At 73.4% G+C, this 10,432-nt stretch carries 9 protein-coding genes and 1 pseudogene; 6 read left to right on the forward strand and 4 right to left on the reverse strand.

Annotation, left to right across the window (positions count from 1 at the left end):
* From JS521_RS37280 to JS521_RS29350, 3 genes and pseudogenes are all read left to right on the forward strand, one after another.
* Positions 1 to 3,464: CHAT domain-containing protein (locus tag JS521_RS37280; protein ID WP_205085968.1), on the forward strand; the 3,464-nt coding region annotated here is incomplete at its 5' end.
* Positions 3,465 to 3,480: 16 nt separating this feature from the next.
* A complete protein-coding gene (locus JS521_RS29345) occupies positions 3,481 to 4,188 on the forward strand; it encodes a hypothetical protein (RefSeq protein WP_205085969.1) in 708 nt (235 codons plus the stop codon).
* A 3-nt stretch (positions 4,189 to 4,191) separates the two neighbouring features.
* Positions 4,192 to 4,365, forward strand: a pseudogene (locus tag JS521_RS29350) (DUF397 domain-containing protein); the annotation flags it as partial.
* On the opposite strand, the gene JS521_RS29355 reads toward JS521_RS29350, so the two are convergent.
* Positions 4,340 to 5,593 (reverse strand): cytochrome P450, encoded by a 1,254-nt coding sequence (locus JS521_RS29355; RefSeq protein ID WP_205085970.1) that lies wholly within the window; start codon positions 5,591 to 5,593, stop codon positions 4,340 to 4,342. The pseudogene JS521_RS29350 and the gene JS521_RS29355 overlap by 26 nt on opposite strands.
* 343 nt (positions 5,594 to 5,936) lie before the next feature.
* On the opposite strand from JS521_RS29355, the gene JS521_RS29360 reads away from it, so the two are divergent.
* Positions 5,937 to 7,154 carry a cytochrome P450 family protein gene (locus JS521_RS29360; RefSeq protein ID WP_205085971.1) on the forward strand — a complete coding sequence of 406 codons (1,218 nt, stop codon included), beginning with the start codon at positions 5,937 to 5,939 and terminating at the stop codon, positions 7,152 to 7,154.
* A gap of 25 nt (positions 7,155 to 7,179) precedes the next feature.
* Here JS521_RS29360 and pspAB read toward each other — a convergent pair whose 3' ends face one another.
* From pspAB to JS521_RS29375, 3 genes are all read right to left on the reverse strand, one after another.
* Entirely contained in the window at positions 7,180 to 7,773 is a 594-nt protein-coding gene (gene pspAB, locus JS521_RS29365; protein ID WP_205085972.1) for a PspA-associated protein PspAB, read from the reverse strand.
* A gap of 12 nt (positions 7,774 to 7,785) precedes the next feature.
* The gene (gene htpX / locus JS521_RS29370) at positions 7,786 to 8,694 is read right to left on the reverse strand and encodes a zinc metalloprotease HtpX (protein ID WP_205085973.1); all 909 of its coding nucleotides are present in this window, start codon (positions 8,692 to 8,694) and stop codon (positions 7,786 to 7,788) included.
* Between the two features lie 80 nt (positions 8,695 to 8,774).
* Positions 8,775 to 9,464, reverse strand: coding sequence for a pyridoxine/pyridoxamine 5'-phosphate oxidase (locus tag JS521_RS29375; protein ID WP_372448627.1), 690 nt, complete (start codon positions 9,462 to 9,464; stop codon positions 8,775 to 8,777).
* Positions 9,465 to 9,552: 88 nt separating this feature from the next.
* Here JS521_RS29375 and JS521_RS29380 point away from each other — a divergent pair, with 88 nt between their 5' ends.
* Together JS521_RS29380 and JS521_RS29385 are read left to right on the forward strand one after the other, a co-directional pair.
* Positions 9,553 to 9,831 carry a type II toxin-antitoxin system Phd/YefM family antitoxin gene (locus tag JS521_RS29380; RefSeq protein WP_205085975.1) on the forward strand — a complete coding sequence of 93 codons (279 nt, stop codon included), beginning with the start codon at positions 9,553 to 9,555 and terminating at the stop codon, positions 9,829 to 9,831.
* Positions 9,824 to 10,228, forward strand: a complete 405-nt coding sequence (locus JS521_RS29385) for a PIN domain-containing protein (protein ID WP_205085976.1) — start codon at positions 9,824 to 9,826, stop codon at positions 10,226 to 10,228. Before JS521_RS29380 ends, JS521_RS29385 begins: the two co-directional genes overlap by 8 nt.
* Positions 10,229 to 10,432 lie beyond the last annotated feature (204 nt).

Here is a 10,432-nt window from a genome sequence, read left to right on the forward strand (position 1 = left end):
GACTGGCGGTGGGGCGGGCGGGGCTCGGCCCGTTCACCGGAGCCGGTCCGGGCGGAAGCCTGTTCACCCGGGCGTACGGGCGGGGGCTGGCGGCGCTCGCGTCGCTGGAGGGGCTGCCGTTCGCGGACCCCGTCGACGGTCGGTGGTGCGTCCACCGGGACGAGGAGGGCGTCGTCTCCGTACATGGCCCCGGTGGGCTGGAGCTGGCCTACGACCTCGACCTGGACCTGCCGGCCGGCTGGCTGGAGACGGCGTCCGGGGCGGGCTCGCTCGTGCTGGTCGTGTCCCATGTGCTGCCTACGGACGACGACATGGTTGCCGCGCTGGCCAACGAGACCCGGCAGGGGATGGTCTGTGCGGGCCGGGTGCGATTCGGCCCGCCCGGTCACGAGGCCGCCGGGCCGCCCACGCCCACCTACGTCCTCGACCCGGTCTCCGCCCTGCTGGGGCTGGTGCTTCACGTACGGGACCGAGTGCTGTCGCTCGACGCGGCCAAGCGGCGCGCGCGTGAGCTGGAGCGGGTGCGCCGGGGTCTGGGGGAGACGGAGGAGGTCCACGGACTGTCCGCCGGGGCGTTGCTGGAGCTGCTGGTCGCCGATGCGGTCCGGAGCCGGGGAGGAGCGGCCGATCTCCTTTACCTCTACTGGCGGTTGGTGACCGAGGTCGCGGAGGAGTGCGGGGCCGACGAGGTCTGGCGGGAGGCGGCACTGCGTACGGTCGAGAGCGCGGCTCCGGTGCTCGCGGAGCGGTGCGAGCGCCCGGTGTTCGAGGACGCCGACGAGCTGTCCGGCCGCCTGATCGAGCGGCTGGAGGGCTCCCCGGACGGCTCTCCGGACCTGGCGGCGGCGCTCCTGGCGGCCGCCCGGCTGCGGCTGGCGGTCCGGGGTCCGGAGGACCTGGGCGGCGACGCGTACGCCGGGGAGGAAGGGACCGTACGGGCTGCCCAGCACGCCGCGGACCTGTACCGATCGCCGCTGTACCGGCCGTGGTTCGGCGGAACCTGGCCGTTGCTGTTCGACGCGCGGTTACGGGGCGAGGCCCGGGACCTGCTGGTACGGGCTGCCGAGTCGGACGAACGCGCGAGCGGTCCGGGCAGTGCGCTGCGCCCCCGGATCCTGGCCGCGCTGGCCCAGGTGGCCCTGGTCACGGAAGAGGAGGCGGAGGAGGGGGAGGAGGAGGGCGGCGGCGTGGACCGGGCGACCGCGCGGGCCGCGTTCGACGCCCTGTTCGCCGTACGCGCCGCCGCGCCGCCGGATCTGGTGCTCTTCCTGCTCCGGTCGATGGGCGACGCGCCCGCGACGTACGTCGACACCGTACGGGAGAACGTGTTCGGCTCGGACGTGCCCGCCTTCCTCGCCGCGTACGGCGGAGTCGTCGCCGCCCGGACCGTGGAGCAGGGCATCCACCTCGCCCGGGAACGCGCCGACCGGCCGCTCCTGCGCGCGGTACTGGACTGGGCCGACCGCTCTCCCCTCACCCAGAGCCCCGCGCAGCGCCGGCAACACGTCGAGGCCCGGTTGCACGCGCTGCCCGACGACCCCACCGACTGCGCGGGCCCCGACTCCGACCCCCTCGGCCCCTTCCCGGAGTCCTTTCCGGCCGACTGGACCCCGGCCCAGCGCTCCGCCGCCCTCCTGCACGCGGCCGCCCACGCCCGCGACCGGGGGCGGCCCGCGCTGGGCGCAGCCCTCCTGCGGCAGGCGGCACCGGGGGACAGCACGGTCGTCAGACTGCTGACGGCGGACCTCTACCGCCTGGCGGTCGAGCGGGGCGAGCCGGTCTCCGACCGGGTGCCCTTCCCCTGGGGCCACTCCACCTACGCGGCGCTCTCCTACGCCTCGCTGAACCAGCAAGACCTGGCCCAGGCATGCCTGCTGCCCGTCCTCCAGGACCTGCCGAACCTCAGCGGCGACGCCCTCAAGAACGCGGTGTACGCGATCATCGTCGACGTACCGAACTTCGACACCAGCGGCGCCCCCGCACTCGGCGAGGTGCTCCGCGATCTCGTCCACGCGGCCGTCTGGCAGGTGACCCTCGGGATCGAGTCGTTGCCGGTGGCGCTGATGCTCGGCCTCCACCAGGCGGGCAAGGGGCCGGAGGCCGGGGCCTGGCGGAGGATCGACGGCCCGGTCACCCGCCCCGCGCATATCGCCAACTACCTGGCGAAACTTCGCTCCTTGGAGAGCCCCACCGCTGCCGGAGGCGCGACGGCGAACCTGCTGAACGTCCTCGACACGGACCCAGGGGAGGAGGGGCACGACGACGACCGGTTCGTACGCAACCTGCGTCGCCGGATCTCGTCCCTCATCGACGACGAACTGCGCTCCCGGTCAGCGGCCTTCGTGGACGACCAGCACCTCTGGGCGCGCACCGGCGGATTCCTCGACGAACGCAGTGTGCTCCTCACCTGGTTCCTGCCGACCGCCGTGAACGGCGCGGCCGTCCTGCTCGCCGTCACCCGCGAAGGAAGCGCCATCACCGTGCAGTTGGGCGATCCGGACGACGACGGACCCGAGAGCGCGGCGGCGTACGCCGACCGGCATCCCGTCGCCGATCTGGTCGAGGCGGTCCGCACCGAGGTCGAACGCGACCCGCTCTTCGGTGAGGTGACACCGGAGGGCCGCAGGCTGCTGACGGGGTACGAACTGCCGCTCGTGATGGGCGACCGGTGGGCCGCGTGGCGGGCCCAGGGCAAGGACCGCCTGCTGCTCTGGCCGCACGGCGCACTCCACTACCTGCCGGTCGCGCTCTGCTCCGTCGACGGCCGCCTGATCGCCGACGACTGGACCGTCACCACCATCGCGGGCCTCGAAGCGCTCGTCCCCGCCGACCTCCCCGTACGCCCGCGCCCGCGCCGTACCGCCGTCATCGCCTCGGCCACCGGCGGCGTCCCCTACGGTCTGTCCGCCGAACCCGCGCTCGACGAGCACGCCCGGGCCGTCGCCGCGGCGGTCGGCGAGGACGCGGTGACCGGCCCGGCCGCGACCCGGGCCGGGCTGCTCGCCGAACTGGCCACCGCCGACGTGGTCCACCTCGCCGTCCACGGCACGATGGACCAGGACGCCCCCTGGCTGCACTGCCTCTACCTCACCCCGGACGAGGACGACGACGGCCGGGTCTTCGCCCACGACTTCCTCGAACTCGACCTGAGCGGCGTCCGCCTGGTCACCCTCGCCGCCTGCGAATCGGCGCTGGGCCGCTTCGACCGGGCGGACAACGTGCGCGGCGTCCCGGCCGCCCTGATCACCGCCGGAGTGCAGGCCGTCGTCGGCTGCCTGTGGGCCGTACGCCCCGAACCGGCCGCGTACTTCTTCCAGAGCCTGCACCAGCGGGCCGACCTCGCCGACGACCCCGAGCGGGCGTTCCGCGAGGCGCAGACCGCCACCCGGGCCCGGTACCCGCAGTACCGCGACTGGGGAGCCTTCACCTTTCTACGAGGCCGGAGCAGGGGAGCCACCGCATGACCGAGGGAGCCACCGCATGACCGAGATCCAGCTGCACGACGTCGCCCTCGAACCGGAGCGCACCCTCGGCTCACCGGGCGGCCCGGGGCGAACGCGGACCCCGGAGCCGCTGCACGGCCGACTCACCTTCGGCTGGGACCTGCTGCCCGCCGATCACGCGAGCGCCCCCGCCGACTGGCACGCCCACGTCCGGTCCACGCCCGGGCGGGACTACCGCCACCTGCTGCTGGTGTGCTCGTTCCGCCCGGAGACCCCGCAGGCCCCGGGCACGTTCCGGCACGCCTCCCTCGCCCTCTCCCTCTCCACACCCGACCCGGCCCTGCGGCCCGTCGCCCGCCTCATCGACCCCGGCGAGCGCACCCGCCCGGCGGCGGCCGGCCCCGGCACCGGACTCAGCTTCACCGTCAGCACCGGCGTCGTCGACCTGGGCGTGGAGCGGCAGCAGCCGGAGCCGGGCCCCGGCCGGGAGGAGTGGATCGTACGGGGGCACGGAGCATCCCAGCCGGACCCGCAGTGGGAGTTCCGCGCCCTGCGCCGGCTGCCGCTGGTGGGCGACCACCCGGTGGCCGCCCTGGTGGAACTGGTCCCCGGCCAGGTGAACGCGGCGGACGTCCTGGTCGCCGCCGAGCTGGAGCACCGCAGCTGGGGCGTCCGCCGCTACCGGGCGCGCCTGGGGCCCACGGTCCACGGCATCACGCTGAACCCGCAGGAGGCCGACGCCTGATAGTCCAGCCACAGCGGCGACTTCGAGGACGCCTGCGTCGAGGTCGCCACCTGCCCCCACACCGTCCACGTCCGCGACTCCAAGGTCATCGACGGCCCCACGTTCGCCGTCGCCCCGGCCGCCTGGACCGCGTTCCTGGACCACGCCACCGTCAGCGGGGCCGCACTCCGAGGGTGAGGTGAGCCGGGAGCAGCGTCGTCCGTACGTCCGGCAGCGGGTCCATGTGTTCCACGGTGAAGCGGAGCCGGGCCACGAGGGTGGCCAGGACGGTTGCCAGCTCCAGGTCGGCCAGCGCCTTGCCGACGCACCAGCGGCTGCCGATGCCGTACGGGAGGTACTCCCCGGCAGCCGGCTGGAGCGACGCCCAGCGGTGTGGGCGGAACGCCATGGGGTCGGTGAACACCGGTGCGGTGCGGTGCACGACGTACGGCGAGATCATGACCGCCGCGCCCGCCGGTACGCTCCACCCGCCGCAGCTCTGCTCGCCGTTGGCCGTGCGCAGGATCAGCCAGTTGGGCGGCCACAGGCGCAGGGACTCGGCGATCGTCCAGCGCAGGATGTCCGGGGTGACCGCGCTGCTGCCCGGGTCCACGGCGGCGGCGCACTCCTCGGCGACATCCGGCTCGCGGGCCAGCGCCACCAAGGCCCAGGTGACGGCGGCGGCCGGGACTCGGTAGGAGGCCAGGCCGTTGGAGACCAGCATGCGTACGGTTGCCTCGGCGTCCAGCCCGGCGGCGGCCAGTGCGTCGACGAGCCCGCCCTCGCCCGGCCCGTCGAGCACCCGTCGCAGCTCCGCCTCCAGGTTCTTCTGCGCGTTGACCGAGCGGCGGTAGCGGGGCAGGAAGCGGCGTACGGCAGGCGGGAAGTGGAACGGGCTGCTGATCAGCGGGGTCAGGGCGTTCAGCAGGTCGCCGGTGCGCGGAGCGGCGGATCCGGCGTCGCGGGTGCCGAAGCAGAAGCGGGCGAAGGAGCGGGCGGAGAGCTGTTCCAGTTCGGCGACGGGGTCGGTGACGGAGGAACGGGCCCGCCACCGGTCGCACAGCCGCTCGGTCTCCTCGGCCAGCCAGGCCCGGTGGGCCTCCAGAGCCGGGGGCGACATGCCCTTCTGGGTGGCACGCCGGCCCCGCATCCACGCTTCGGTGGCCGGGTCGCCGCGCACTCCGCTGACCTCGTCGCGCCGGATGTTGCCGGTGACGAGGAAGTCGGTGTTGGTACGGCGGAGTACGTCGTGGACGGCGGCCGGGTCGTTCACCAGGACGGTGCCCTCGGTCAGCTCCACCACCGGGCCGTGCCGTTCGACCGAGGCCAGGAGATGGCCGAGGCGGTCCTTCTCGTACTGCTCCATCAGCCCGGCCTGTGTCACGCCCGTACGTACCGGAGGCCGGGGCATGGTCTGTTCGGTCAACGTGACGCCCCTGGGTCGGAGGACGGCCCGCCCCGACTGGCGGGGCCGGGCCGTCCGTCAAGCCTGACGTGCTGCGGAGGCTACGGGATCCAGGGGTAGGCCCCGGCGGCTCCCTTGGTGGTGAAGCCGAGCTTGCTCGCAGCCTTGTACAGCATGCGCTTGGCCATCTGACACTCCTCTGCCATGGGGGACAGCAACGGTGTGAGGCATAGCCCAAGGGGACTGTCGATAAACAGAGTTACGGGAAAAGTTTCAGCAACTCGCGATGAAGGCAGAAGGATTGACGGGATGAAGTGGCGGGCGACCCGGCCGGTCCCATCCGGACCCACCAGGGGGAGCTGTTGTGGCGGAGCAGGCCGCGGTGGATCTCCTCGACATCGATGCGGATTTCGGTTCCGATCCGTATCCCGCCTATGCCGTGCTGCGGGCCAGAGGGCCTGTGCACGAGATCCGCGCGGGGGAGAAGGACCGGTTCTGGCTCGTCGTCGGCCATGACGCCTGCCGGGAAGCGCTGACCGACCCCCGGCTCAGCCGCGACTGGCCGCGCAACGGGCACCTGGCCACCGGCCTCGAAGCCCCGCCCGTCCCCGATGGCCCCGGCAACGCCCACATGCTGCTGAGCGACCCGCCGGACCACACCCGGCTGCGGCGGCTGGCCGCCCGCGCCTTCACCCCGCGCCGCGTCGCCGCTCTCGCCCCACGCATCCAGGAGGTCACCGACGGGCTGGTGACCGCCATGCTCTCCGCCGAGGACCGTCGCGCCGACCTTGTGGACGCGCTGGCCTACCCGCTGCGGATGACCGTCATCTGCGAACTGCTCGGCATTCCGGACCTGGACCGGGACGCCTTCCGGGCATGGTCCGACGAGATCACCGCACCCACCGGTCCGGAGGCGGTCCGGGCGGCGCAGGCGGAGGCGGTGCCGTATCTCGGCGGGCTGATCGCCGCCAAGCGCGCGACACCGGCGGACGACCTGCTCAGCGACCTGATCCACACGGTCGACGAGGGCGGGGACCGGATGAGCGAGGACGAGCTGCTCTCGATGGCGCTCCTGCTGCTCCTGGCCGGGCACGAGTCCACGGTGAACTTCCTCTGCAAGGGCGCCCGTGCGCTCTTCGCCCACCCCGACCAGTTCGCCCTCCTCCGCAGCGACCTGGACGGCCTCGTGGAGGGGGCGGTGGAGGAGATGCTGCGCTACGACGCCCCGGTGGAGACCGCACCGCCGCGCGTGGCGGTCGAGCCGCTGGAGATCGGCGGCCGGTCCGTGCCCGCGGGTGCTGTGGTCCTGATCGCCCTGGGGGACGCCGGTCGGGATCCGGCCCGCTTCGCCGCACCGGACCGCTTCGACATCCGCCGCGCAGGGGCCAGGGGCCGGGGGCACCTGGCGTTCGGCCACGGTATCCACTACTGCCTCGGCGCCCCGCTCGCCCGCCTCGAAGGGCGCATCGTCTTCCGTACCCTCCTCGCCCGCTGCCCGACGCTCGGCCCGGACGGGAGGCCGGGAGGCCGGTTCTCGGGGCTCTTCGCTCAGGGGGAGCGGAAGGTGCCGGTCCGCTGGTGAGGTGCCGTAAGGCCGCTGTGAGAGTTCACAGCCCCGGCGCGCCCCACACCGGGAACCAGCGGGACAGGTCCTTCTCCACCCGGAGGTCGTCGCCGAGGGCGCCGCGCACCTGGAGTTCCAGCTGGTTGTCCCGCTTCTCGGCGGCGCCGGGCAGCGGGGCGAACGGGTAGAACGTGCCGCGCTTGTAGAGGTACACCAGGGCCAGTGACCGGCCGTCGGCGCCCTCCGTGTCCCGGAAGCCGATCAGCGAGCACAGCAGGTGCGGGCCGAATCCGCCGTCCTGGAGCATCGTGTTCACCGCGTGCAGGTCGTTGACCAGGCCCGCCGTGTCGTCGGCCGGGTGGGTGGCGAGCAGCCAGGTGTAGCCGTACGCGTCCCGGCTGAACTCCACCGGGATGCCGCCGCGCTCGGTGTCCGCGTCCAGCAGTTCACGTACGTCCTCCTGGAGCCGGGCGAAGCCGCCGCCCTCCACGCCCGCGAAGCAGACCGAGCCCCGGCCGGTCGGGGTGAAGCCGGTCGCGGCCTGGAGGGTGAGAGCGGCGGAGGGCACGGCGAAGAGCTGGTCGAGGTCGGGGCGGACCGGTTTGCTCCGGCCGAGGATCGCGTCGAGCAGGCCCACGGAAACGGCTCCTTAACGGGACAGGTCGGTGGAGATCCGGGACAGCTGGTCCAGGCGCTGTTCCAGCGTCGGGTGGGAGGAGAACAGCCGGCCCAGGGACTCCTTCGCGGAGAACGCGGGCATGAAGTAGAACGCGTTGTACGGCTCGGCCTTCCGCAGGTCCTCGGTCGGGATGCGGGCCATCTGCCCGCTGACCTTCGTCAGGGCCGAGGCGAGCGCGGAGGGACGGCCGGTGAGCAGGGCGGCGGCCCGGTCGGCGGACAGCTCGCGGTAGCGGGAGAGCAGCCGGGTCAGCAGGAAGCTGATCGCGTACACGACGGCGCTGATCAGCGGGATGAGCAGGAGCAGGATGCCCGCCGGGTCGTTGCCGGGGCGGCTGCGCGCGAAGCCGCCCCAGAGCGCGATGCGCGTGATGATGCCCGCCAGGACGCCGAGGAACGAGGCGATCGTCATGACCGCCACGTCCCGGTGTGCGACGTGCGACATCTCGTGGGCGAGGACGCCCTCCAGCTCCTCCGGCTCCAGTCTGCGGAGCAGGCCCGTCGTCGCGCAGACCAGGGCCGTCTTCTCGCTGCGGCCGGTGGCGAAGGCGTTCGGTACGTCGCTCTCGGCGATGGCCACCTTGGGCTTCGGCATGTCCGCCAGGGCGCAGATCCGGTCGATGGCGCCGTGCAGTTCGGGAGCCTGTTCGGGGGTGACCTCGCGGGCCCCCATGCCGTACGCGGCGATGCGGTCGGAGAACCAGAACTGGGCGACGAACAGGCCGCCCGTGATGATCAGGATGATCGGCCAGGAGCCCCGCAGCGCCGCGAGGAGCACGCCCACGAAGACGACGTAGAGCAGACCGATCAGGAACATGGTGGTGACCATGCGACCGGTCAGGCCCCGGTCGGGGGCGTAACGCGAACGGGCTCGTGGCATCGGTACCTCCTGCGACTCACCTTCTTCCCATAGTGCCCTCTTCCTGTTGAAACCGGGTCAAGGCGCTGAAGGGGGCAGCCTCAGGGCCAGAGCAGCTCGCGCGTCCACGCGCCGCCGGTGCCGCCCGGCGTACGGCGGTAGCGCAGCCGGATGTGGCGGCGGCGGGCGTCGCCCTGGAAGAACTCCACCTCGGCCGGTTCGACCACGTACCGGGTCCAGGTCGGGGCCTCCGTGTCCGGCTCCGCCTGCGCCCGCTCCCAGGCCGCGTCCGCCGCCCGGTGGAGGGCTGCCACCGAGCCGACGACCTCGCTCTGCGCCCCGGTCAGCGCGGCGGCGAGCGCCCCCGTGGACCGGGCGTGCAGATCGGCGTGGCTCTCGGCCGGGGTGCAGCGGACGACGGGGCCCCGGACCCGTACCTGCCGGCCCTGCGCGGGCCAGTAGAAGCCGAGCGCGGCGTGCGGGCGGGCGGCGAGCTGGTGGCCCTTGGCGCTGGTGGCGTGGGAGGCGAAGTGGAAGCCCCGCTCGTCCGCGCCGTGCAGGAGCAGCGTGCGGACGTCGGGAAGGCCCTCGGCGTCGGCCGTGGCCAGCGCCATCGCGTGCGGCTCGGGCTGTCCCGCCGCCACGGCCTCGGCGAACCAGGTGTGGAAGAGGGGGAGGGGCGCGGGCGGGGCCGTCTCCGGGGCGAAGGCGGGCAGCTCGGTGTCCCAGACGCGCTGGGCGTGCAGGAGGTCCTGGAACGGGCTCGGCGTGTGGTCGCTCATGGTGCCCATTGGACCGCACTGAGCCCGGCCGGGGCGTGGGGCGCATGGACCGGCAGCAGGTGTAGCACCATGAGACACGCCGCGCTACGGTGGAGGGATGAAGACCATCACGCAGCGGGAGTTCCGTAACAAGTCCGCCGAGGTCATGGACGCGGTGGAGGGCGGCGAGACCTTCCACATCACCCGGAACGGCATAGAGGTCGCCGAACTGCGCCCGCTCAGCCGCAAGCGGCAGCTCGGCGCCGAGGAGCTCGTGGCCCGGCATCGGCGGCTGCCGCGGGTGGACGGTGCGCTGCTGCGTCGAGAGGCGGACGAGTTCTTCGGCGCGGAGGACCGGGTCGGCGACGATGACGTGTGGGAGCGCAACGGTGGCTGAGCGGTACCGCGCAGGAGTGCTCGACACCTGTACCTATATTGACCTCGATGTGCTGGAGCCGGGACGGCTGCCCGAGCTGCCCGCCCTCACCGCCCTCTCGCTGGCGGAGCTCCAGCAGGGTGTGGCCATGGCGAAGGACCCGTTGGTGCGGGCGGCCCGGATGGAGAAGCTCGGGGCGGCGGTGGCCGACTTCGAACCGCTGCCCTTCGACGCGGAAGCCGCCGCACGCTATGGAACCCTCGTCGCTCTCGTCCTCGCGGCCCGGCGCGACCCGCGGCCGCGCCGGATCGACCTGATGATCGCCTCCATCGCATCGGTCCGGGATCTGCCGCTCTTCACGCGCAACGCCGACGACTTCAAGGGCCTGGAGAGCGCGGTCACCGTCGTCGGGCTGTGAGGCGGGCGGAGTGGCGGGCGGGGGAGTGGGGGGGACCGGGGGTGCAACGGGCCCGCCCCCGGCCGAGGGCGGGGGGCGCTCCCGGGGCGCGTCTGTATGCCGTCAAAGTCGTTGTCGGGCGGTCCCGGGGGGGGTATGGGGGCGTACCCCGGGTGGGCGTGGGTGTCGCCCGTCCTCGGCGACGGGACGGCGACGGTGTGTGTG

The sequence above is a fragment of the Streptomyces durocortorensis genome (assembly GCF_016901035.1).
Classification (GTDB): Bacteria; Actinomycetota; Actinomycetes; order Streptomycetales; family Streptomycetaceae; genus Streptomyces; species Streptomyces durocortorensis.

Bases quoted from the DNA above. Each gene is read 5' to 3' on its own strand.
- htpX (WP_205085973.1), bottom strand. From the start codon at position 8,694: ATGCCACGAGCCCGTTCGCGTTACGCCCCCGACCGGGGCCTGACCGGT.
- JS521_RS29345 (WP_205085969.1), top strand. From the start codon at position 3,481: ATGACCGAGATCCAGCTGCACGACGTCGCCCTCGAACCGGAGCGCACC.
- JS521_RS29375 (WP_372448627.1), bottom strand. From the start codon at position 9,464: ATGGGCACCATGAGCGACCACACGCCGAGCCCGTTCCAGGACCTCCTG.
- JS521_RS29380 (WP_205085975.1), top strand. From the start codon at position 9,553: ATGAAGACCATCACGCAGCGGGAGTTCCGTAACAAGTCCGCCGAGGTC.